Source organism: Caldifarcimen microaerophilum, assembly GCF_055387105.1.
In genome coordinates, this window is the sequence record NZ_AP038914.1 from 1489951 (window position 1) to 1513253 (window position 23303).

A 23303-nucleotide genomic window follows, 5' to 3' on the forward strand; every position below is an offset into this window, starting at 1 on the left:
GCGCTTCATGCGCCGAACATGTCTTCCGCGCTTTCGCGGGTTTCCAGAAAGCCCTGGCGCCGGAGCTCCAGGGCTTTGGGATCCGTGGCAAACCGCAGGGCGTCTTCGTAGGTGATGAGGTCCTCGTCCAGATATTTGAGGAGCATGTCGTCAAAGGTCTGCATGCCTTCCACAGAGGCATCCCGGATGAGATCCCGGATCATGTGGGTTTTCTCGGGGTCTTTGATGTATTCCTTGATGGTGGACGTTCCGAGCATCACCTCCACCACCGGCAGGCGTCCTTTCCGGTCCTTCCGGGGGATGAGCCGCATGGAAATGATGGCGGAGATGGTGAGGGAGAGCTGATAGCGGATGTAGTCCTGCTCGTGGGGCTCAAACATGGAGACGATCCGGTTGATGGTTTCCACGGCGTCCGTGGTGTGGACGGTGGACATCACCAGATGGCCGGTTTCGGCGGCGGTGAGGATCAGGCTGGCGGTGTCCCGATCCCGGATCTCACCCACCAGAATCACGTCAGGAGCCTGCCGGAGAGACGCTTTGAGTCCCTGGAAGAAGCTGGGGGTGTCCCGGCCCACCTCCCGCTGGGTGATGGTGGCTTTCTTGTCCACGTGGAGGAACTCAATGGGGTCTTCAATCGTCACGATGTGGACCTTCCGGTGACGGTTGATATAGTCAATCATGGCGGCCAGGGTGGTGGATTTCCCGGAACCTGTGGTCCCCGTCACCAGAATCAGTCCCCGGGGGATCAGGGAGATCTTGGCCAGGACGGGTGGAAGATGGAGTTCCTCAAAGGATTTGATTTCCTGGGGGATATACCGGAACACATAGGCGATGTAGCCTTTCTGGAAGAAGGCGTTCACCCGGAACCGGCCCACGCCGGGGAGCTGATAGGAATAGTCCACCTCCCGGTTTTCCACCAGGGCCTTCCGGCGGTCCTCCGGGAGCATGACCTTCGCCCAGGCCACGAGATCTTCCGGGTCCAGGGCCCGGCCCAGAAGGTTCACGTGCTGAACCTCGCCGTGGACCTTGAAGACCGGGACATACCCCGCCTTCAGGATCAGGTCGGAAGCATCCCGGCGGACCTGCTCCCGGAGCAGCTGGTGAAGCTCTTCTTTTCCAAAAACGGGCATGGTTCTCTCCACGGAGGGTGAGGGATTCGAACCCCCACGGGCTTGCGCCCAGCGGATTTCAAATCCGCCGCCTTCGCCGTTCGGCCAACCCTCCGTGCCGTTCATTATACAAGACCGAACCGAAACCATCAAGATGGGGGGCTGAACGATTGTGCAAGAACAACCGCGGGGAGAAGCAGGGAGGACTGAATGTCAGGATTCGGCTTCGGCCAGAAACCGGTCCACCCACGCGGAGGGAATGCCCCGCCGCCAGGCCCGTTCATAGAGTTTCCGCCGTCCCCGGGGATCGTGCTTCAGGCGCTCCCACCAGCCCTCCAGCCGTGAGCGGGCCCGGCGATAGGCTTCCTCCTCGTCAAACACCTCGCCGACGGCTTCCCGGGCCACCTCCGGTGTGACGTGGAACCGGTGAACGAGTTCCTTCACGATGGCCACATCCCCCATTCCCCGGACCATCCGGGTTCGGGCCCAGTCCCGGGCAAAGGCCGCATCGTCCAGAAGGCCGCTCGCTTCAAACTGCGCAAGCACCCGCTGAACCTCTTCCGGGGGATAGCCGTGCCGGAGAAGACGCGCTTCCATCTCCCTGCGGCTTCGGGGGCGAACCTGCAGGAGCCGCAGGGCATAGGCGTCAATCGGAAGGCGGCCCCGTTTTCTTCCGGGCAAGGGACGTGTAATCTCCCACAAGACCGGTGAGCTTCAGGTCCCGGATGTGGACATGACCGCCCACCAGGGCATATTCCAGTTCCGTGTTCAGAAGGTGGACGTTTTCGTGGAGCACCGCATGGCGAATCTTGCTTTTCTCCAGGACCGAACCTTCCCCCACGCTCACGAAGGGCCCGATCTCCACGTCTTCCAGCACCACCCCGTCGGGAATGACCACGGGCGGAAAAATCTTGGTCCGCCCCCGAATCACGACGTTGTCACCGATATGGGGATGGCGCTCACACCAGAGTTCGTGGGTTTTGAGGAGGGTTTCGGGAACGCCCGCGTCATACCAGCCCTCAATGGGTTCGGCGTACAGGGGGACGTTCCACTGCTCCACCAGAACCTCCAGGGCGTCGGTGAGCTGGTATTCCCCCCGGGTTTTCACCCCCCACTCCATGAGGGTCCGGATGGCCTCCTTGAGGGGGTAAGCCTGGGTGAAGTAATAGATGCCGACAATGGCCAGATTGCTCGTGGGGTTTTCGGGTTTTTCTTCCAGTTCGGTGATCCGCCCCTCCTCGTCCGTCCACACCACCCCGAACCGCCGGGGATCGTCCACCTCCTTCACGCCGATAAAGTTCACCTGTTTGCGGAAAATTTCCTGAAAATCCACGTCAAACAGGGTGTCGCCCACGGAGATGAGAACGTGGTTCAGATCCTCGCCGAGGGCCTCCAGGCCCACCAGCACCGCATGTCCCAGTCCCAGGGGTTCTTCCTGCACGGCGGGAACCACCCGGACGCCCCGGGGTTCCCAGTGCTCCCGGGACCAGGCCACGATCTGCTCTCCCTGTTTGCCGGGGCTCACCACCGGCACCACCGTGTCCAGGTCGTACACGCCGAAGATCTCATAGATCCAGAAGAGAAGGGGTTTGCCTGCCACATGAATGAGGGGTTTGGGGCGACCGAGGGACAGAGGACGCATGCGTTTGCCTTCACCGGCGAGAGGAAGGATGAGTTTCACCCTTCTTCCTCCTTCTTTTGGAGCCGTGTTTTCAGGGAGGTGATCCGGGGGATGGCGACGGGATCTTCCTCATAGGCCCGGGCGAGATACAGGCTCATCCAGTCTCCCACCCAGAGGCTCCAGAGGATCCGGGCCTCCGGCGTGGGACCCTCGGCTTCCACCACGTTCCATCCGAGAACGTCCTCATAGACGAGGTCGGCGGTGTGCTTCACCCGATCCCGGATCCGGGGATGATCGTCGGGAAACACCAGGAAGGTGACCCAGGAAGCCACCAGAACCCGGTGGGGATGATGGAGTCCGGCGATCTCGTTGTGGTTCATCTCCGGAAGGGGGGCGGTGTGGGCCAGGGCCTTGGCGTTCTCGTTGATCTGGGCCCGCCACCGTTCCACCACCGGGAAGAACCGCCGGGAAGCATAGAGAAGGGGCAGGCGAAGGTAATATTTCTCCGCAAGTTCCCGGGGAAGGACGTCTTCGCGGGTCATCGCCTCTTCCTGCGTGGCAAGCCACCGGAAAGCCTCCACCAGCCGATCCGGCGCGCTTTCGGGGAGGACGTTCATCCGGGCGAGGAGATGGGTGAGCAGGGCGAGCATATAGCCCAGCGCGGCCCGGGGCGCATACCCCTCCGGAAGGGCGATCCAGGGAACGGCCTCCCGGGCACGGTTCCGGAGGGCTCCGCCGCTTGAGGCTGCCACCACCGGATAGCCCCGGGATCGGGCTTCTTCAAAGGCCGACAGGGTTTCTTCCGTGTTTCCGGAATAGCTCACCGCAATCACCAGTGTTCCGTCAGGCAGGGGCGGAAGGCCATAATCCCGGTTCACAAAGAAAGGAACGGGCAGGTCGGGCTCAAAGAGGATGCGAAGGAGATCCCCTCCCACGGCCGAGCCCCCCATCCCCGCCACCACCACCGCGGGGAAAGGTCCCTGAGGCAGGGTGTTCGGGAGATCGGGGGTCCACAGCCCCTGCCGGGGAAACTCCCGGATCCACTGCTCCATCTGCTCATATCCGGTCATGTCACGACTCCCGTGGGGTGGCAAGAAGGTTCCGGGCTTCTTCCACGATCCGTTCGGGGGTGAAGCCGAAGTGCTTCATGAGATCCCGGAAGGGTCCGGATGCACCGAACCGGTCCAGGGCGATGACCTTCCCCACATCCACGATCCGTTCCCATCCAAAGGAAACCCCGGCTTCCACGGCGAGTTTGGGGACACCGGGGGGAAGGACCTCCCGGCGATAGGCCTCGTCCTGCATGAAGAAGATCTCAAAGGAGGGAAGGGACACCAGACGGATGGCCATCTCGTTTTCCAGCACCTCATAGGCCTGTGCAGCCAGCGCCACCTCCGAACCCGTGGCCACCAGAATGAGTTCCGGATGGGGGGCGTTTTCGGCCAGCACATACCCACCCCGCAGAAGACCTTTCGGGTGGGCGAACCGTTTCCGGTCCAGCACGGGGACCCCCTGCCGGGAAAGGGCCAGGGCCACAGGACCTTTCTGGTGCTTCAGGGCGAACACCCAGGCCCAGGCGGTTTCCGCCGCGTCCGCCGGCCGGATCACCACCAGGTTGGGCATGGCCCGGAGGGACGCCAGATGTTCCACCGGCTGGTGGGTGGGACCGTCTTCCCCCAGCCACACGCTGTCGTGGGTGAACACATAGATCACATGGAGCCCGGAAAGGGCTGCGATGCGGATGGAGGGGCGCATGTAGTCGGAGAAGACCAGGAAGGTTCCCCCGTAGGGAAAAAAGCATTCGGTGTAGGCCAGGCCGTTGAGAATTCCCCCCATGGCGTGTTCCCGGACACCGAAGTGGATGTTCCGTCCCCGGAAATCCCCTTTGCGGATGGGCGGGCTTCCTTCGATCCGGGTTTTGTTGGAGTCGGTGAGGTCGGCGGATCCTCCGATGAGGTTGGGGATGTGGGGGGCCAGGGCGTTCAGGACCTTGCCGCTTGCCGCCCGGGTGGCGATGCTCGTTCCGGCCTCGAATTCGGGCAAACGGTGTTCAAGATCGGGCGGGAGTTCTTTGTGAATCCACCGCAGAAAGGCCTCATAGTCCTCCGGATACCGGACGCGGTAGTCCTCCAGGCGGTCCATCCACTCCCGCTCCAGGGCCTCGCCCCGCCGCCGCATCTCGTCCCGGAGGGCCAGGACGTCGTCGGGGACAAAGAACATCTCCCTGGGCCAGCCGTAAAACTCCCGGGTTTTCTCCCAGTTTTCCGGTCCCAGAGGGGCACCGTGGACCTTCTCGCTGTCCTGAAGGGGACTTCCATAGCCGATGTGGGTGCGCACCCGGATCAGGGTGGGCCGGCTTTCCTCTCTTTGGGCGTCCGCAAGGGCCTCGCGGAGCGCCGTGAGGTCATTCCCGTCCTCCACCTCCAGCACCTGCCAGCCATAGGCCTCAAACCGCTTCCGAACGTCTTCGCTGAAGGCGAGATCCGTGGGCCCGTCAATGGAGATCCGGTTGTCGTCGTAGAGGTAAATCAGGTTACCCAGCCCCCAGTGCCCTGCAAGGGAGGCCGCCTCGTGAGAAATGCCCTCCATCAGGTCGCCATCCGACACAATCCCGTACACCCGGAAGTCTATGAGGGGAAGGTCTTCCCGGTTGAAACGATCCTGGAGGATGCGGGAGGCCAGGGCCATCCCCACGCCGTTGGCAAACCCCTGTCCCAGGGGACCGGTGGTGGTCTCCACACCCGGGGTGAGGCGGAATTCCGGGTGGCCGGGGGTACGGCTTCCCACCTGCCGGAAGGCTTTGAGGTCCTCCAGGGTGAGGTCATAGCCGGAGAGGAAGAGGAGGGCATAGAGGAGGGCGGATCCGTGGCCGGCGGAGAGGACGAAGCGGTCGCGGTTGAGCCAGCGGGGATTGGCCGGGTTGTGTCGCAGGGTTTCAAAGAAGAGGACATAGCCCATGGGAGCGGCCCCCAGGGGCATGCCCGGATGGCCGCTCCGGGCGCTTTCCACCATATCCACGGCAAGCATCCGGAGGGCGGTGATGACGTTTTCGGGTTCCGGCATGGCCTGCTCCTTTTCGTTTCGGCGCTATTATACACGCTTTCAGGCGAACAAAGGGAAAAAAGCGCGCCCATAGGTTGACCGTCCTTTCCGGACTCTGTACCTTTCCTGCCGTATGTGGGGGAAAGTCGGGGTTGCCCTTGGGCTTGCCGGCCTCGTGGGAGCCGGTCTGGTTCACGCCCTCTCACCCGATGCTCCTCCGAAATGGGGCGAGTGGGTCACGAGCCGGGAATGCGCGGTGTGCCATCCCCTTCATCACCAGTCCTGGGCCCGGACCTATCACCGCACCATGACCACCCCCGCCACCCCCGAACACGTCCGGGCCCCCATTGACGACACCACCCTGACGGTGTACGGCATCCAGGTCCGTTTTCATAGAAAGGGAAACCGGTATTTCGTCACCCTCCCGTACCTGGACGGCAAGGTCCACACCTTTCCCCTCCGGTTTTTCATTGGATCCCACCGGATGCAGCAGTTTGCCATTGATGTGAATGGCGTCATTCACCGGATCCCCGTGTTCTACAGCATTCAGGACCAGCGCTTCTTCCCCATTCCGGAGGCCTTTTTCCGCAGGGAACGTCCCGCGGGACTTGCGAGTTTTCTGGATGGATATGGCCTCTGGAACGTGAACTGCATTTTCTGTCACAACACGGGCCCCCATCCCAACCTGGACCCTCAGCTCAAAGTGTATCGCTCCACTGTGGAGGAACTCGGCATCGCCTGTGAGGAGTGCCACGCCCCGGGAAAAACCCATGTCCGAAAAAACCGGAACCCCCTGCGCAGGCTGCTCTACACCTACCTTCGCCGGGACGACCCCACCATCGTCCACCCGGAAAAACTCCCTCCTCTGCGGGCGGTGCAGGTGTGCGGGCAGTGCCATGGCCAGCGCCTCCCCCATCCCCTGGACCGGATCGGGGAGCTCATCACCCGGGGGGATCCCTATATCCCCGGAGAGGACCTGTTCGAGTATTACAAACCTCTGGAACCCACGGACACGCTTCCGGATTACAAACTCTTTTATCTTCGCTTCTGGAAGGACGGCACGCCCCGGCTCACGGCCTATGAACTCCAGGGCGTGCTCATGTCTCCCTGCTTCGTGAAGCAGAAGCCCAGCGAGCCCTTCACGTGCACCACCTGCCACAAAGCCCACGAGGGAGATCCGGCGGGGATGATTCCCTCCCAGATGCGCACCGATCTCGCCTGCACCCAGTGCCACGGGGAATACGCTGACGCATCCGCCCGGAAGGCCCACACCCACCATCCGCCGGAGGTACGGTGCCAGGACTGCCACATGCCGGCCATAGTGTATGGGGTGATGTCTATCCATCCCAGTCACCGGATTGAAAACCCCGATCCGGTTGCCACAGCCATGTGGGGACGGCCCAACGCCTGCAACCTGTGTCATCTGGACAAAAGCGTGTTCTGGGCGGCAGAGGAGACCCACCGTCTGTGGGGGGTGCCCACCATGGGACCGACGGACCCCCGCTTTCAGATGCCGGAAGGACTCCGGGGATTCGGAGAGGGGGATGTGGTGTACCGGGTGATCCTGGTGGAGCATCTGAAACGGTGGAACCTGGGCGAGCCCTGGGTGCAGGCCATTCTGAAAGAAGCCCTGCGGGACCCCTATCCCATTGTGCGGACCTTTGCCCGCCGGGTGCTCAGGGAAAAGGGCGTGGCGCCTTCGCAGGTGGAGGCGTGGGCGGCGGGGGTGGAGGCAAATCCGGAACTTCAGACCCTTGTGGCCACACGACAGGAGGAAGAGTTTGAATTTGGAGAATAGGTCCCCGGAGGTTTCCTGGATCTGGTGGTGGATGGGACTGTGGCTGGTTTTGGGGCTCGGGCTGGAGGCGCTTCACGGCTTCAAGATTTCGGCCTATCTCGCTCAACCCGTCCGGCGTCTCATGTGGACGCTCGCCCATGCCCACGGGCTGCTTCTCTCTTTCCTGTATCTTCTGATTTCGTCCCATCTGGGCAGGCCAAACCGCACCTTTGTCGCCGGCGTGGTGCTCCTGCCGCTGGGCTTTTTCCTGGGCGGGATCGCCCCCACCGAGACCGATCCCTTTGTGGGGGTGTATCTGGCGCCGGTGGGGGCCCTGCTCCTTCTGTGGGGCTATGGGCAGATGGTGTGGAACGCCCGGCGAGGGAAAAATCCGAAACGCTCCCGGAGAAAAGTCAGGAACTGAAGTTCTGAATCCGTTCTCTTTGTTTTTCTCAGGGCAGGGCGTGGTGACAGGAAGGCTGTTCTTTTGTCGTGGGTGGATCAGGAAAGCCCGGAACCTGGGTGTTTATGCGACAGGGGCTGATGTTCGAGAAGGGTCTCCCTTTCCCCCGGGTCGGGGAGAATCATCCCCCGAACTTTTCTTTATGTTCGGCATGGAAACGGCATGCTGCACATGAAAGAGTGTCCGAAGGGATCCATTCAGATTCTGTGCTCTGGTGAACAAATGCGCTATGGCGTGGACAGCGTTGGATAGTTTCTCTCCATGCCTGTATACTGTTGGGGTGATGGCTGTGAAATAACAGGAAGGGGCGTGTGACCAGAACACTGACCCTGACCCTTCGAACCCTCACTCCCCTCTGGACCGGCGGCGTGGATGGCACCATGGACCGCCTTCATGAAACAGGTCTTCTTGGTTCCTTGCGCTGGTGGTATGAGGCCATCGTGCGGGGACTGGGCGGAAGTGCATGCGATCCGACGGAGCATACATGCTCTTTTGACGTTGAGAAATATCGCAATAGCAAGGCCACGGATGAACGTCAACGCTTGCACGACGCAGGCTTGTGCGATGTGTGCCAGGTGTTCGGGGCGACGGGATGGAGGCGGCGGTTTCGGCTGAGAATTATTGAAGATAAAACTCAGCTCATCTGGACGCCCAGGGAGAAGACTCTTAATATCCGTCCCCCCCGGCGTCAACGGGGCTGGTATCTGATGCCGGGCCACATGGGCGAATTGATATTTTCATTACAAGGCGATGCACAGGTGATTTCCATGCTGGCCTGTTTGCTGCTGTGGCTGGAGAAGTTTGGCACGCTTGGGGCACGGCCCCAACTGGGGTACGGCGCATTCACCATCGTGAACCGTGAGGAGGTGCTAAACCAGGCCCAAAAATGGCAATGGAGGGTTTTAGGCCAACAAGAAAGTAGCAGAGACAGTACCGAATTGCCCGATCTGCGCCGCTTTCTTTTCTTCCGGTACATATTCAGCCCCACCAGGCCGGGCTGGTGGACGCAGGTGCCAGGCGTGGGGCGCGTTGGTGGCCAGGTGCAGCCGCTGGTCAGTCGGTGGGGGACAGTTCCGACCACACCATCTCTGAAAAACGAGTGGCGGTTTAACCGCTGGCAGGGCTCCCGCGAGGAAGAGATGAAAATTTTTGGTACACTGCGCCCGGACCGGCGCCGGGGACGCATCGGTGCAACCTGGGCTTATAGAAAGGATGCCCATTGGGAGATTCACGGCTGGGTGTGGATGCCTGTCGAGAATGGGACGGCCAGCCAGCTGTGGACTATCCTGACAAATACAAGCACCTGGAACCAGGTTCTGGGGGGGCAAGGTAATCTGCAGATTTGGCCCGCTGCCCGGAATTGGCAACCCTGGAAGACCCAAGAGGTGCAGCAATTTCTCCAGGGAGCATGCGCATGATTCGGCGTCTTGTTGCTCATCGTTTCCGGGGCATTCGGGAAGGTGTGCTGGACGACATCGGCAAAATCAACCTCCTTATCGGCCCAAACAACAGTGGTAAGACCGCTATTCTGGAAATGCTTTATCTGGCGGGTGTGAGCGGACGGGAGTGCAGTGTGCTTATTCCGGATGTGGAACCGAGTGCATGGACCGCGCACACCCTTAGCCGTAATGACTTTCTGGGTGAAGAGCCCATGCCTCGCCTGCGTGCTCGTCATGGCATGCCCCGAAAATGGAGCGAATCGCCGGCGGTGCTGACCGATGAATACAACCTGGATGTGGTGCTGAAAGACTTGCCTGACGAATATCCTTTCCGGAGGTTTAGTCTTTCTGCACCTCCAGAGGAAGGTGGCCGGAAGCGGGTTTTTTTCAAGAAAGACGAAAGCGCAGTATCTCTCTTTCGTCTTTTTCCACAAACAGACATAGCCATACCGCCTGGGCCCATGATGCCGCCTTTCTTCAATAAGGAAGGGGTCGCCTTGGAAAACACATATTGGATATATCTCTGGGAAGAAGAATGGGTGTACAGGTGGGCGCAGAGAGAACCTATTGATCACTTTGCTGTATGGGCGATTGAGGGTGAGATGCCAGCAGCGAATAATATCTTGTTGTTTGACTTTCATACAACCGACAGACATTTTGAGAATAGCTTTGCGAAGAAGATGTATAGAGAGGTAACTGGTTGGGAAGACCACATTGCAAAGAGGCTGAGCCGGGTTTTTCCAGAATTGGAAGGGACTAAAGTCAACTTAAAGCCTTATATCCGAGATCAGTGGACAGGTTTTATCGAGTGGGCCGATAAAAAGCCGATTCCGATTGATCATTTTGGCGACGGCGCCCGGCACGCCTTTAAAATCCTGGCGGCGCTGATTGCCCTCACAGAAACTGTCACTAAGGAACAGCCGGGGGTACTCCTGTGGGAGGACCCGGAACTGTTTATGCACCCGGCGACACTTAGTCGTTTACTCAATGAGGTACTTGATCTGGTCAAAGGCAAACCGATTCAAGTGTTTCTCACATCCCAAAGCATTGAGCTTACCACACTTCTGACCTTACATGCGGAAAAAGTCGGAATTAAAGAGGGTTTTAGAGTGTTCCGTATGGGCTTAAGAAATGGACAGCTTCTGGCCGCGACGTTTAAGTTTGAGAACATTCGTGCCTGGCTTGAAGCCGGAATGGATCCGCGATTCTGGATACCTGAGAATAATCCTCTCAGATATATGTTGGATTCGTCTGTGGGGGGAGATGCATGAATGGCAAAAAATTCGTTGTATTTCCTTTTGGTGAGGGTATCACAGAGAAAGTGATTTTCGACTTCCTGATGAGGACTTCCCATTTTAACGGGACTTTTCAGCCCTTCCAATCCGTAGGTGGGAAGAAGAGCTTTCGGCAGAGGATGTTAGAACTTTTACAAGGCCAATTGCAACCCGGAGTGGATATACGCGTTCTTGTTTTCCGGGATGTGGATGAAGGCGAAGACGAAGAAAGGATACGTCAATCTTTTCAAAACATAATAAACGCCCTTATTTCTGGATTTCAGATGCAACCTGACCAGGTAGGTGCCTCGATTTACGTGTGGGACCATGATAAAAACTTCAGATTCCGCCTGGTGCTTCACCTGGCCCATCCACCCGTGAATGAAAATCTTGGGATGGTGCTCAGGAATCGGACGGCGGATGGGTATATCTTGGCCATCGGCCTGCAAGAGGCCGTGCTTTCCAGATTTGCGGAGGATATTCATGGTCAACCCGATAGCGTAAAATTGCTTGTACAAAACGGAATTCCGTCAGTTATCAGAAGCAATGGAATAGACTTTGATGAAGATAAGGATTTTTTAGCTGCCTATCTGGTGGCTGTTCGATTTTGGAAAGTGAAACGCACTGAAGAGAAAGCCAGATTAGCCAGAATAATCTTAGACCGAGGATGGAGATACGCTGAGGAAAGCGCAAAAGAAATTTTGAGCTCATGGATTAAAGCTTTGGAGGTGACAGTGCGATGAACCGTGAATTTCACGCCCAATTCCCCTTTGCCCTCAAAGACAGCCTCACCCAGGGGTTCGCCATCGCTCGGCTCGTTGGCCAATCCGCAAGATTGCCCAAGGCATGGCCGGAGATCGCCCAGATCAGTGACGACTGGGCGTGTATAGAGATTCTCTCTCAAGCCATTATCACCCCTCGCAAAGAAGAAGCCCGCATGGGCACCCGACGGATGGCTGGGGGACTGCGATACTGGATTGAAAAGCGATCGGCTCAGTTTCTGGAGGAACGCACGAACCTGTATCGGGAACTGGGCCTGCTCCCTCCCCTCCCTGACCTTTCCTCCTTCCCTCCCGGTTCGTGGGCCGTGCAACTCACCTTTATCCTTCGCAAGCCCTACATCAGCAAGGACGATGTGGACTTCTACATCCTGGACAACCCGGTGAAGAAGGAGTGGGTGTTCAAAGTGCCCTACGTGGCACCGAGCCAGTGGAAGGGCGCCCTGCGGGCGGCGATGGTGCGAGAACTGGTGGACGCCTTGCAATCGGGCAAAAAAGATGAGAAAGATTTCGTAGAAGAACGCCTGCGTCTGCACCGCCTCTTTGGAAATGAGAAGGATGGCACGGTCGATTTTCTCAACCGGGCCTGGGCTTTGCATCGGGTTGGCCCTCCGCCGGAAGATAAGCAACAAGCAGAAGAATGGAAACGGCGATTCCAGGAGACGATCAAACAAGTTGCAGATGAACTTGAAAATCGCCTGCGAAAGGAAGAATATCGCGTTGGAGACATCGAGGGTTTCCAGGGCCGCCTGCACTTCTATCCCTCTTTCTTTGACCGTATCGGCCTGGAGGTGATCAATCCCCACGATCGCAAAACCGGCACGGGCAAACATCCCATCTACTTTGAGTGCGTGCCCGCGGGTACGCAGGGCACCTTCACGCTGCTTTATGTGCCTCTGGACCTGAGCGATCACCCCGAAGAGGCCCAAAAGCAAGCCGAAGACGACCTGAAAGCCGTCGCCGCGGGCCTCCGCGCCATGTTCACCGTGTACGGCTTCGGCGCCAAAACGAGCAGCGGATATGGGGTGACGGATGTGAAGGAGCAGGCCATCCAAGTTAAACCTGAATCCTGGAGGAAAATCTTTTTGCAGGGATGGCGAGCAATATGCAAAGACACACCAACGACCTGAACGCCCAACTTCGCGCCATCGCCGAGGCGTATGCCCGGGCCCTTCAAAAAACCCTCGGCAAGCAACTCGTCTCCGTGGCCCTGTTTGGCTCCGTGGCACGCGGAGAGGCCGGGCTCTATTCCGACATTGACCTGTTCGTGGTGCTGGGAAAAGCCCCTCGCGGGATGACCCGCCGCCGTGCCCTGCTTGAACCCGCGCGTGAAACCATTACGCCCCTGCTCGAGCCCCTATGGGACCGCGGGGTATATACCGATGTGGTGGAAATCATCCGTTCTCGTGAGGAAGCCCGACGCTTTCACCCTGTTTATCTGGATATGACAGAAGAGGCCGTGTTGCTTTACGACAAAGACGGCTTCCTGGCGGGCGTGCTGGAGCGGCTCCGCCGACGCCTCCGTGAACTGGGCGCCCGGCGCAAACGCCTGGGCAGGCTATGGTACTGGGACTTAAAGCCCGATTTCCGTCCGGGTGAGGTGATTGAGCTATGAAAATGAAACCGCCTCGCCACCTTGTCTGGAGCACGGATCGCATTGACCTGACCGACCCCGTCCAGCGCCGCTGGTATATCCGTCAGGTGCTTCTCCACGGCCGTGAAGAGGACATTCGCACCCTGGATCTCCGGGAAATCGCCGAACTCCTGGACGACCTGAACCTGCCCGAACCTGTCTACCGGTTGTGGAAGGCGTTTCTGAAGGGGAAGGGGTATTTACCCGCAACTCCCCGAACCGGAGGATAACCATGCCCGATTTGCAGGAATTGGTCAAACACCGGAAGGACATCCTCCTGGCTGAAGTGGCCGCGTGGTTGCATGATGTGGGGAAATGCGCTGATGCCTTCTTACAACCCGGAGGAATCGGTTTTGATGCATCCACTTGTCAGGGAAACCCTCGGGTAAATCCACATAAAGCTGTATTTTCTCCTAATGAGTTGAGACAACTACCTTACTGGTCGTCTTTGATCCCTCAACGTGGACAGTGTTCACGCCTGGAAGAAGCGCAGCACCCTACAGCTTTGTGGCGTACCCTAAATGCTCTGAACGTCAAACTGCCGTCTGATATCGTTGCATTGTCTTGCTCAACCCAATCAGATTATCCATCCCTGCCTGAGCTCGTTCTTTGGGGCAGACCTCTCGTTGCGGACCGTTATGCAGCATTTCAGGGGATTCTTGGACAACCAAGAGCACTTCTCGCGGCCGTGCTTGGTTGGAGCCACAAGATTGCCCACATGGAGAAAGAAGACAAAGCCGATGGAGGACAGGGAAGATTTATAGATACCCCCTTTGGATTCGCACAATTCCAACTGCAGAACCTTAACCGCAAACTCGCCTGCGTGGTTTCCGCTATACAGAGCACTCGGCACTCTCGGAGAGAAAGACTCCGCTTTTTGCGTGAAAACTATGTTAGAGCCCCCGGCGACACGCGTCGCCCCATCAACGAGGTTACTCTCTGGGATTGGTCTTCCATCGTGGCTTCGCTCTATAAGGCCGAGATCGCTCGGTGCGTCCTCACAGACCAGCAGCGCCAACCTCAGGATATCGCCTGGCGACTCCTCTCCATCCGCACCGACGGTCTGGGATACCTTTTTGCAGCACCTTCCATCCCCGACCTGCTGGCCCGGAAAGACCTGCTCACCGACGCCTGGAACCGGGTGCAAAAGGTGCTGGAAGAAGAATACCCCCTGGGCCTGGAAGTGTATCGGGATGAGAACGGACCGGTGTTCGTGGTGCCCGATCTGGACAATTTGCTGGGCCTCTCCAACAGCGCCGACAACCACAAAACGTTGCGGGAATCCATCCTTGACGCCTTTCGCCAGGGGACTGTGAAAGACGATCCGCGCCTGGCCATAGATGGCGAAATCGTGCCTCAACTGGATGTGTCTGATGCATGGTCAGGACAAAAAGACCCGAACACGGGCCGATTCGACTTGCCTCCCATAGGTCAGATGCTCAAAGATACGCCCCCATTGCAGCCTGACCCCACATCCATTGCTCAGCAGTGGTGCAATCTACCCAGGCCCGAAGAAGTATGCACGGTCTGCGGCCTGCGCCCTCAGGGGCCGGGGAAGAAGGCCAAGGACCGCAGGATGTGCAATGTCTGTGAAGAACGCCGCGCCGACCGGGCTAAAGCCTGGGCCGCGAACATTGGCCGAGCATTTTTTGCCACCATCTGGCTGGACGAAGTGGCCGACAAGAACGGCCGCCTGGCCCTCATCGTGGGCACCTTTGACCTGAGGCACTGGCTGGACGGTACCCTGGTACGCTCTCTGGCCGTGCGAACACCGAACGACCAGAACGGCCACACAGAGGACAAAGTCGCCAAAAACCCCTCCTTTGCCCGCCTGCGCCGCGTCTGGGAGACCACCCGCCGCTTCTGGCAGGATGTGGCACCCACCGACGCGCCGCCAGAGGAACTCGTAACCTTCTGCCAGAATCACAATCTGAATCTGCAGGACCTCTGGGAAGGTCCCCTGAGCCTTGAGGAATCGCTGGCCGGCCAGGCCATCGGCGAAAAACGCTCCCGCCTGTTCCTCAAAGGCACATTGGTAGTCGGCGACGTCAGTCCCTTCCACGCCTACGAGATGATGGTGCAGGGCCGCAAGGTGGCCGTGCTCTGGGTGCCGCCGGATGCTGTAGATGAGAAAGGCAACCCACTTTCACACCGCGGCGGCTTCTGGGTGATTGAAAACCTGGCCTATCTGGAAGGAGAAAATGTTTTTGGGCGCCCAATAGAGCAAGTCCTTCAACGAAACCGCACTTATGAGATTTATGAACCCACCGAATACGGAAAGCCGGGAGAGAGGGCCGCTCGGTTTACTTTGGAGGGACATCCTCAAAGAATAACCGAAAACTACACCCCCCTCATCCCCATCCTTGCCGAGCCGCGCACCTTCATGGCGCTGGTCCCCGCGGACAAGGCCGTGGATGTGGTCCGGGCCATCAAGGCCAAATACGAGCGAGAAATGGGCAAGGTGCGTAACCGCCTCCCCCTGCACCTGGGCATCGTCTTCGCCGACGCCCACCAGCCCCTGCGCACCATTCTGGATGCGGGACGGCGGATGTTGAAGCAGCGGGGAAATGAGTCCGGTTGGAAAGTCAACGACGTGCGCAAACAGCCTGACGGTGGCGGAGTGTTGCCTGAACGCTTGGAGGACAACATCAGGGGTCAATTTGCCGAGTGGTACGAAGTAGATCTTGAGAAAAACGGTTGCAGAGTGATCTGGTATGTCCCCGCCGTGATGGGCGACGGACAAACCGAGGATCACTGGTATCCCTACGTCTTCTGGCAACGGGATAACGATGGCAAAACCGACCCCGGCAATGCTACGGAACCACGAACGCGCTACTACTCATCGCCCAACCCCTTTGACCTGGATCAAAATGGCAATCCGCGATCTGGCTGGCTTGTCCACGCGGGCGAACTCCGGCCCGGTGACACCATTTACTTCACCCCCGCCACCCTGGACTTCATCTTTCTGGATCACGCCGGTCGGCGCTTTGAAATCGCCTATGACGATCGGGGCCGGCGCCGCGGCATGCTGCGCCGCCCCTACCTGCTGGACGAACTGGAGGACCTGGTCCAGTGCTGGAAACTCCTGGCAGGTGACCGCGAAAAGAAGATACGCCGTCTGAGTACCACACAACTCCATGCCGTGCGGGACCTTGTTGAGAACAAACGCATGGAATGGTTTGAGAACCCCGAGGACTCGCTGACCGACGAAACCTTTCGCCGCTTCTGTGAATCCGTGTTGCAGAACGTTGAATGGCAAACCAGGCCGACGGAGAGCGAATTTGCACGCCTCACCCACTGGGCCGTCACCGGTCTGCTGGCCGACGCGGTGGAACTCTTTTACCATATCCTGAAAGAACGTCCAGTGGGCGAAGAGGAGGGTATGCCGTGATTCGCGACGAACAAGCCTGGCGCCAGTGGGAAGCCGAATGGCAACGCAGCACCCCTGCGGACCCCGAGGCCAACCTGCGGGTCTTCTGGACCCTCCTGGAAATGGCCCGCGCCGCAGGTGCCTGGCCGCCCGACGATCCCCTGGAAGGTCTTGAGAACGATATCCGGCTTGCCCGGAGGATCAACACCCATGTCCCACCTCCTGGCGAAACTGGCGAAAATGCTTGATGAACGGGATATCCCCTATATGGTGATCGGGGGACAGGCCGTGTTAATGTACGGTGAGCCTCGCCTCACACGTGATATTGACCTCACCCTTGGGGCAACACCGAGCGATTTGCCGCGGGTTCTGAACGTTGTTTCCCATCTGGGACTGCGTGTGCTGGTGGAGAATCCTGAAGACTTTGTCCAGCATACCTGGGTTTTGCCAACCCTGGATCCCGAAAGTGGTCTGCGCGTGGATTTCATTTTTTCATGGACGCCGTATGAACAGCAGGCCCTCCGGCGTACACGTACGTTCTTCATCGAAAACCATCCGGTACGCTTCGCTGCACCGGAAGACGTGATCGTTCACAAAATCCTGGCCGGGCGACCGCGGGATCTGGAAGATGTCCGGAGCATTTTGCGCAAGCAGGATGTGGATGTGGCTTACATCCGTTCATGGTTAAAACAGTTTGAAGAGGCACTGGGGAAGCCCTTTGTGGAAACTTTTGAACGTATGCTTCATGAGGAGGTGTCCGATGGGGACGCATAACCCGCAAACCTGGCGTTTTTTCCTGATGACCGTGGATCCCGTGCATGTCGGTACGGGGGGGGCCCGGCTGGGACGGGTGGATAACCCTGTCGCGCGGGAAGCTGGAACACATTTGCCCAAAATCCCCGGAACAGCCCTTCACGGAGCCATCCGCCATTACGTGGCCCATCGCTTCGGCAAACCGCAGTGTGCGGGCCAGGGCAAATCCCACTGTGGCCGTCCCACCTGCCCCATCTGCTATACGTTTGGCTATGCCCGTGACAAGGGCGGAGGTCGTGCTGGTGTGGTCGCCATCTCTGATGCCCATATCCTGTTCTTCCCCGTGTATTCCATGGTGGGACCGGTGTGGGTCACCAGCCCGGCAGCCCTGGAAGCGGCCGGATTCGGGAAACACACCGTTCTCCCGGATAAGGCCCGATGGGGGGGCGGAAACAGTGAACTTCCCACAGATAAGCCCATCAACCTGGGCTGGCTCATGGTGGAATGGGAAGGCGATTTGCCGAACCTTAATGTGCCCGCCACAATTCCGGAGCAAATCCGCAAGCGCGTGGTTCTGGTTTCCGACAAACTCTTTTCGCAGATTGTGAACAGCAACCTGGAGGTGCGCACGTCGGTGAGCATCAACCCGGAAACGGGTGCGGCCGAAGAAGGCGCGCTCTTCACTTATGAAGCCATCCCCCGCGCCACCATCCTGTGGATGGATGTGGTGGTGAACGATTATCGGAGAACGTTCCCTTCCCGGGACTGCATGGAAAAGGCTCTCAATCCGTGGCTTCCTCATATTACCCCGCAAACCGTGAAGGAATTTCTTGAACAATCGGGCCAGCATCCCCCCTGTACGTCTGTCGAAGAAACGTGTCGAACCGCACTGAAAAGTTTAGGATACATGGTCGAGGAAAAGGTGGACCGTGAACAGCTTCATCAATGGTTGATCAAATCCGTGAAAGACCTGTATCGGTACGTTGAATCCGGTGTGCAATGGAAGCATGCCGTTGACGTGGTCGAGGCCGGTCTCGAGTGGGCCGAGCACCTGGGCGTGGGTGGCATGGGAACGCGGGGATTCGGGCGGATTCGGAACCTGGCGCATCAGGAGGTGAAGGACGGAGACCGTTCCAGCCCGGAAAATGCACACAGAGACACGGAGAGCACAGAAGAGCGGAGGGGCGAACCATGAGCAAAGTCAAGACCCTGGATTACCTCGCGGCCAAAACCGCGCACAACATGGTGGAAGAAGCGACAAAATCGAAAGACCAGGGAGGACCAGGGGTCGCCCCCAAGGAACTGGAAAATCTGATCACGAAAGCCCTCGGTGTTCTCCAGGCGCAGGGGGTATACGCGATGTTTTTGTTCCTGTACAGCCAGGCAAACCCAAACCATCCTGCCTCGGTGGTTCTGCTCCATTTGTGGAATATGCTAAAAGATGACGATGTCGCCGTCCCCCTTCCCGGAAATGTACGCGTGGTTGGGCTTCAGAATAGGAAGCTTCTGTTTTGTGAGCCTGGAGCGCTACGGAGTGTCACAGAAAAATCTCACAGGGATCAATCGAAGGCGCAAAAAGCGGTGGAAGAAGCAAACCGGTACGTTGAACTGGTGAAGGAGCACATCCATTTCTGGGAGCAAAATCGGGAAAAATTACCAGAACTCAAAGATAGGGACTTGAGCGACCTGAAAAATCTGAAGTATGAGGTATCCGCTGGGGATAACAGGAATTGGAGGGTACAGGTGAGCGATCCAGCGTTACACGAGAGATTTGCACAACTTCCCTCCGCCCGCGAAATCATCCTGGCTAACATCCGCAACCTCACTGCCGATCTCGACATTCTCCTCCTGGTTCGAGATCTGTATGAGCAGACCCTGATCTATGCCCGGTATCATGCCAAAGCCCTGACAAAAAACGCGTGAGTTTCGGGGAGGTGTGGATGGGCTGGAAGCATAAGGTTCTGGTGTATCGTCTCATGAGTCCGGTGCATATCGGCTATCGCAAAACGGGCAATTTGATGCAGACCCGTCCGTATGTGCACTGGCGTGTGTGGGGAGGTGCCTTTACGGTGGCGCTGGTGCGCGGTTTTTCCAGGCCTTCCGGGGAAGATTACCGCCGTGTGGGGAGCGCTCTGGAATCCCGGTTCCGTTTCGGGTATGGCTGGCCCGCTGCGTTGAAGGAAGGGAAACACAACGTTTCATCCCTCGAGGACCTCGAAATGGGTTTTGATCTGTGGAAAAAGGACCGGGAGGCCTTTGAGTATCGTTTTCTGAACGCGCGGGCGGGCACGGCTCTGGAGCCGGAGGGCACAGCACGGGAGGGGAGCCTGCACCATGTGGAATACCTCTCTCCCTTCACACGGGACACGGGCCAGCCCGTGTTCCTGGTTCTGGATCTCTGGGTGAGAGACCCTCTGGAAGTAAGTCAAGAACGTGAGGATATCCAGGAGGCCTTGAAGGCATGGGAGGAGCACACGCAGCTCCTGCAGATCGGAGGGGAGCGGGGGTATGGATGGGGGCGGGTGGAGCGGGTGCCTGTGGAGGAGCAGGGAGGCAAGAAGACCGTTGTGGGGGGCCTGACGTGGGAAGAGCGAAACGGTGAGGTCAGGGTTCAGTTGCCCGAAGGGGCGGTGCTTCCCTTTCACGTGAAGGTGGAGGGGGGGATTTCGGTGGCCGGTCCGGTGGAAGTGCTGGCGGGCTACCGGTATGAGGGAAAGCATCTCCTGATCGAGTCGCCGCCGGTGGTTTTTGCCCCCGGGTCAAAGGTCTTACAGGACTTGTGGGTGGTTCCGGATCCAGCGTGCGGATTCCGTGTGTAGGTGTTTCCATCCATACCCCCAGGGAAGGGGAAAAAACACCCCATCCGTGCAGTTCCCAGGAGGGTTAAGGATGAAAATCGCGTGAGAGGAAGAGAGGGAGACCTGTTGAACAGGGCTTTCTGGTGCGCGATCCTGGGATTGCTCCTCACCGTAAAGAGGAAGCCCACCCCGCGAGAAAATCGGAGATTTTCTCGCGGAAATAAAAAGCGGCGGGGCAGGCGCCCCGCCGCCCTACCGTTCCAGCCTGCCTATGTTCAGAACTTCACTTCCGCATTCAGCCGGAAGACGGTATCGCTCTTCAGGTTGCTGTCCTCATAGGACACCTGGGACACGTTCAGGGCCAGGGTCACGTTCTTCGTGGACTGGACGAACAGGCAGGGGTGGACGAACACGCCGGCCGTGAGATAGTTCACGCCGTCGTTGGTGACGTTGCTGTCCGTGTTGGGATCCACGATGTCATACCGGAAGAAGAGCCCGAAGGACTTGAAGGGGTCGCCCTCCTCACCCATGAGTTTGCCGAGATCCAGGGATCCGTGCACGGAAATGACCTGACCCTTGACCTTCGCATTGTCCGGACCATCCTCGGTCATGGCAAAGTTCCCCATCAGGCGGAAGAAGGGCGTATTTTCGGAGAGAGCCACGATGTAGCGGTTGCGCACCAGCCCGGAATCCGGCGTGCCCAGCTGACCGTACACGTGGAGCCCAAGCCCCGAGAGGAACACGTTGTCCTCATTGCCTGCGAAGGGGAAGAGGGAAATCCGGCCCATTACGTCCTTGTGCTTGCTCACCTCGGGCTTGTGGTAGCCTTCCCCGTTCACCACGTTGAACGCCAGGTCCAGGAGTTTGGAGGGATGGGCATAGAGCACACCCAAGCCCCGATCCGTGGAGGACATGTATCCGAACTTGTCCACCGCCACGGGGTCTAGGAAACGAAACCCCCAGATACGATCTTCATGCACGATCCAGGGCGTGGGGACCTGTCCAAAACGGACCTTGAGCCCGGGGGCAAATCCGCCGAGTTCGAGATAGGCGTATTTCACGAAGGTTTCGTAATACCCCTGGCCGTTGATGTCCTTCGAGTCCAGGGTGATCCTGTAGCCCCAGTAGGCATCGCTCCCTTCCGCGAATTTGTTACTGCCCTTGGCCCCGAAATAAAATCGCGTGAGGCCAAAAGCGTTGGCCCCCTTCGTGGTGGTGGTTCCGTCCGTGAGGTCATAGGTATACTGGATGTACATCTTCCCGTTGACCCTGGGTCCTTCTGCCCCCAGTCCGGTCACCATGCCAAGGACCGCCAGCATCATCCATCCTCTCATCATGCAACCTCCTGTTGGTTTGAAACCCGTTGACAGCGGGTGACGTAATATGCGCCATACCGGTTAAGGTTCGTTGAAGGCCTCATGGAGTGAATCTGCCTGTCTGGCAAAAACGTTGACATTTGAGGGGACCAGTGAATCCACAAAACTCTCCGGGAATTCCGTGGAGACCGACAGGTCCCGAAGACGAAGGGGCTGGAGCCTGCATGGAATATTTCCGCGCGAAGTGGAGATTGTGAGATAGTGCAAAGGGCAGAGAAGCCTCTTACTCCCTTTGGATAGAGACATACAGCTGCGCGGGGCATTATTCTGGCAACGTTTTTGCAGAATGCTCGTTGATGAAGGTGGTCGGCATGGTTCTGGCAGGCGGGCGTTCCTCCCGGTTCGGGGAGGACAAGCGGTTTGCACGCCTCGCAGGGGAGACCCTCCTCCAGCGTGCCGTCCGCCACATGCAGGCGGTCACACCGGAGGTGTGGGTTTTGGTGGAACCGGGATTTACCCTTCACCTCCCGGGGTGTATCCTTTTCCACGACCCGGAACCCCACCGGGGACCGGCGGTTGCGCTGGCGGCTTTGATCCAGCATCTGATCCATGGGGGTCCCCACGAAGTTTCTCCAGAAACTTCGTGGGGCGATGAAGTGGAGGCCTTGCTGATTGCACCGGTGGATATGCCCTATTTGAACGAAGTGGTCCTGGCTTTTCTGAGAGACCGAGGGAAGGAACATCCCGGTGTTCTCTGGACGCTGGATGCCCGGCATCCCCTCCCTCTCTTTCTCCCCCGCACCCGCTTTGCCTCCTGGGTGGAGGTCGTGGAAGAAGGGGCTGTGAGCCTCCGGGCCTGCCTGGCCCGTCTCCCTCACCGGGTGGCCCCCCATCCCTTTGAACCGAACGTGTTCCACAACGTGAACCGGAGAGAGGATCTTGCTTCGTGATCCCTTCGGCCGGCCCTTCACCTATGCCCGGATTTCCCTCACCGACCGGTGCCAGCTGCGATGCACCTATTGCATGCCCGCCATGCTTCAGCTTGCACCGCGGGAGGACATCCTCACCTATGAGGAACTCCTGTTTGTGGTGGACGAACTGGTGAGTCTCGGGGTGGAGAAGATCCGGTTCACGGGCGGCGAACCCCTCCTTCGCCGGGGGGTGGAAGATTTTCTCACCCGGGTGCGTGCCCGCCATCCGCACCTCTCCCTGGCCCTGACCACCAACGCCCTTCTCCTTCCCCGGTATGCGGAACGTCTGCGGGATCTGAAGGTGTCGGTGAACGTGAGCCTGGACACCCTCCGCCGGGAGACCTTCCTGCGTCTTACCGGGGTGGATCTCCTGGACGAGGTGCTCCGGGGAATCGAAAGGGCCCGGAAGGTGGGCCTTCCCTTCAAACTCAACACCGTGCTCCTCAGGGGCGTGAACGAAGACGAACTGGCGGACCTTGTCCGGTTCGCCCGGGATCTGGAGGTCCCCATCCGTTTCATCGAATACATGCCCGTGTCCACAGCCAGCGATTTCCATGCGCGTTTTCTGAGCGAAACCGAAGCCCGGGCGCACCTTGCTGAACACCTGGACCTGGTGCCCGATGGCACCACCCCCACCGCCCGGATGTTCCGGGACCGGAAGGACCCTCGCATCCGGGTGGGGTTCATCTCCACGGTGAGTGCGCCCTTCTGTGAGGGGTGCACCCGCCTGCGGCTCACGGCCACCGGGAAACTGGTCCGTTGCCTGTTTGATCCGGAAGGGGTGGATCTCAAACCCGCCCTGCGACCGGAGCCGGACGTCCCCACCTTCCGAAGGATTCTGGAACGGGCCGTGGCCACCCGGCCCCCCGGCTTTGCCGCCCTGAAGGAGACCTTTGAACAGACGGGACGAATCAGCACCGAGGACCGGCCCTTTTCCATGCGAAATCTGGGAGGATAG

At 58.8% G+C, this 23303-nt stretch carries 22 protein-coding genes and 1 tRNA gene; 16 read left to right on the top strand and 7 right to left on the bottom strand.

What is annotated here, in order from left to right; all coding sequences use genetic code 11:
* Positions 1–5: 5 nt before the first annotated feature.
* The 6 genes from AC6HU3_RS07000 to tkt all read right to left on the bottom strand — a co-directional run bounded on the left by AC6HU3_RS07000 (position 6) and on the right by tkt (position 5793).
* Complete coding sequence (locus AC6HU3_RS07000; protein WP_497473059.1) at positions 6–1130, bottom strand: type IV pilus twitching motility protein PilT; 1125 nt, start codon at positions 1128–1130, stop codon at positions 6–8.
* Between the two features lie 11 nt (positions 1131–1141).
* Positions 1142–1224 (bottom strand) — tRNA-Ser (locus AC6HU3_RS07005).
* Positions 1225–1322: 98 nt separating this feature from the next.
* Positions 1323–1790, bottom strand: coding sequence for a regulatory protein RecX (locus AC6HU3_RS07010; RefSeq protein ID WP_497473060.1), 468 nt, complete (start codon positions 1788–1790; stop codon positions 1323–1325).
* Positions 1756–2790, bottom strand: a complete 1035-nt coding sequence (locus AC6HU3_RS07015; protein WP_497473061.1) for a sugar phosphate nucleotidyltransferase — start codon at positions 2788–2790, stop codon at positions 1756–1758. The genes AC6HU3_RS07010 and AC6HU3_RS07015 overlap by 35 nt, the downstream gene beginning before the upstream one ends.
* Positions 2787–3800, bottom strand: coding sequence for a bifunctional phosphoglucose/phosphomannose isomerase (locus AC6HU3_RS07020; RefSeq protein WP_497473062.1), 1014 nt, complete (start codon positions 3798–3800; stop codon positions 2787–2789). The genes AC6HU3_RS07015 and AC6HU3_RS07020 overlap by 4 nt, the downstream gene beginning before the upstream one ends.
* A 1-nt stretch (position 3801) precedes the next feature.
* Complete coding sequence (gene tkt, locus AC6HU3_RS07025) at positions 3802–5793, bottom strand: transketolase (protein ID WP_497473063.1); 1992 nt, start codon at positions 5791–5793, stop codon at positions 3802–3804.
* Positions 5794–5905: 112 nt separating this feature from the next.
* Here tkt and AC6HU3_RS07030 point away from each other — a divergent pair, with 112 nt between their 5' ends.
* The 14 genes from AC6HU3_RS07030 (at position 5906) to AC6HU3_RS07095 (ending at position 20079) form a co-directional block, all read left to right on the top strand.
* The gene (locus tag AC6HU3_RS07030) at positions 5906–7570 is read left to right on the top strand and encodes a cytochrome c3 family protein (RefSeq protein ID WP_497473064.1); all 1665 of its coding nucleotides are present in this window, start codon (positions 5906–5908) and stop codon (positions 7568–7570) included.
* Positions 7571–7601: 31 nt separating this feature from the next.
* Positions 7602–7973 (top strand): hypothetical protein, encoded by a 372-nt coding sequence (locus AC6HU3_RS07035; protein ID WP_497473065.1) that lies wholly within the window; start codon positions 7602–7604, stop codon positions 7971–7973.
* Positions 7974–8323: 350 nt separating this feature from the next.
* Positions 8324–9430, top strand: a complete 1107-nt coding sequence (cmr1, locus tag AC6HU3_RS07040; protein ID WP_497473066.1) for a type III-B CRISPR module RAMP protein Cmr1 — start codon at positions 8324–8326, stop codon at positions 9428–9430.
* Positions 9427–10722, top strand: a complete 1296-nt coding sequence (locus AC6HU3_RS07045) for an ATP-binding protein (RefSeq protein WP_497473067.1) — start codon at positions 9427–9429, stop codon at positions 10720–10722. The genes cmr1 and AC6HU3_RS07045 overlap by 4 nt, the downstream gene beginning before the upstream one ends.
* Entirely contained in the window at positions 10719–11468 is a 750-nt protein-coding gene (locus AC6HU3_RS07050; protein WP_497473068.1) for a hypothetical protein, read from the top strand. The genes AC6HU3_RS07045 and AC6HU3_RS07050 overlap by 4 nt, the downstream gene beginning before the upstream one ends.
* Positions 11465–12634 carry an RAMP superfamily CRISPR-associated protein gene (locus AC6HU3_RS07055; protein ID WP_497473069.1) on the top strand — a complete coding sequence of 390 codons (1170 nt, stop codon included), beginning with the start codon at positions 11465–11467 and terminating at the stop codon, positions 12632–12634. Before AC6HU3_RS07050 ends, AC6HU3_RS07055 begins: the two co-directional genes overlap by 4 nt.
* On the top strand, positions 12610–13119 hold the full coding sequence (locus AC6HU3_RS07060) for a nucleotidyltransferase domain-containing protein (protein WP_497473070.1): 510 nt from the start codon (positions 12610–12612) through the stop codon (positions 13117–13119). Before AC6HU3_RS07055 ends, AC6HU3_RS07060 begins: the two co-directional genes overlap by 25 nt.
* On the top strand, positions 13116–13367 hold the full coding sequence (locus AC6HU3_RS07065) for a hypothetical protein (protein ID WP_497473071.1): 252 nt from the start codon (positions 13116–13118) through the stop codon (positions 13365–13367). Before AC6HU3_RS07060 ends, AC6HU3_RS07065 begins: the two co-directional genes overlap by 4 nt.
* A gap of 2 nt (positions 13368–13369) precedes the next feature.
* Positions 13370–16528: a hypothetical protein gene (locus AC6HU3_RS07070; RefSeq protein WP_497473072.1), complete on the top strand. Its 3159-nt coding sequence runs from the start codon at positions 13370–13372 to the stop codon at positions 16526–16528.
* Complete coding sequence (locus AC6HU3_RS07075; protein ID WP_497473073.1) at positions 16525–16755, top strand: hypothetical protein; 231 nt, start codon at positions 16525–16527, stop codon at positions 16753–16755. Before AC6HU3_RS07070 ends, AC6HU3_RS07075 begins: the two co-directional genes overlap by 4 nt.
* Positions 16718–17281 (top strand): nucleotidyl transferase AbiEii/AbiGii toxin family protein, encoded by a 564-nt coding sequence (locus AC6HU3_RS07080; protein WP_497473074.1) that lies wholly within the window; start codon positions 16718–16720, stop codon positions 17279–17281. Before AC6HU3_RS07075 ends, AC6HU3_RS07080 begins: the two co-directional genes overlap by 38 nt.
* Positions 17268–18455 (top strand): RAMP superfamily CRISPR-associated protein, encoded by a 1188-nt coding sequence (locus AC6HU3_RS07085; protein WP_497473075.1) that lies wholly within the window; start codon positions 17268–17270, stop codon positions 18453–18455. Before AC6HU3_RS07080 ends, AC6HU3_RS07085 begins: the two co-directional genes overlap by 14 nt.
* Positions 18452–19183 (top strand): hypothetical protein, encoded by a 732-nt coding sequence (locus tag AC6HU3_RS07090; protein ID WP_497473076.1) that lies wholly within the window; start codon positions 18452–18454, stop codon positions 19181–19183. The genes AC6HU3_RS07085 and AC6HU3_RS07090 overlap by 4 nt, the downstream gene beginning before the upstream one ends.
* Positions 19184–19200: 17 nt before the next feature.
* Positions 19201–20079, top strand: a complete 879-nt coding sequence (locus tag AC6HU3_RS07095; RefSeq protein ID WP_497473077.1) for an RAMP superfamily CRISPR-associated protein — start codon at positions 19201–19203, stop codon at positions 20077–20079.
* Positions 20080–20333: 254 nt separating this feature from the next.
* Here AC6HU3_RS07095 and AC6HU3_RS07100 read toward each other — a convergent pair whose 3' ends face one another.
* Positions 20334–21392 (bottom strand): hypothetical protein, encoded by a 1059-nt coding sequence (locus tag AC6HU3_RS07100; protein ID WP_497473078.1) that lies wholly within the window; start codon positions 21390–21392, stop codon positions 20334–20336.
* 338 nt (positions 21393–21730) lie between these two features.
* Between AC6HU3_RS07100 and mobA the strand changes: the two genes are divergently transcribed.
* Complete coding sequence (mobA, locus tag AC6HU3_RS07105; protein ID WP_497473079.1) at positions 21731–22324, top strand: molybdenum cofactor guanylyltransferase; 594 nt, start codon at positions 21731–21733, stop codon at positions 22322–22324.
* Complete coding sequence (gene moaA / locus AC6HU3_RS07110; RefSeq protein WP_497473080.1) at positions 22314–23303, top strand: GTP 3',8-cyclase MoaA; 990 nt, start codon at positions 22314–22316, stop codon at positions 23301–23303. Before mobA ends, moaA begins: the two co-directional genes overlap by 11 nt.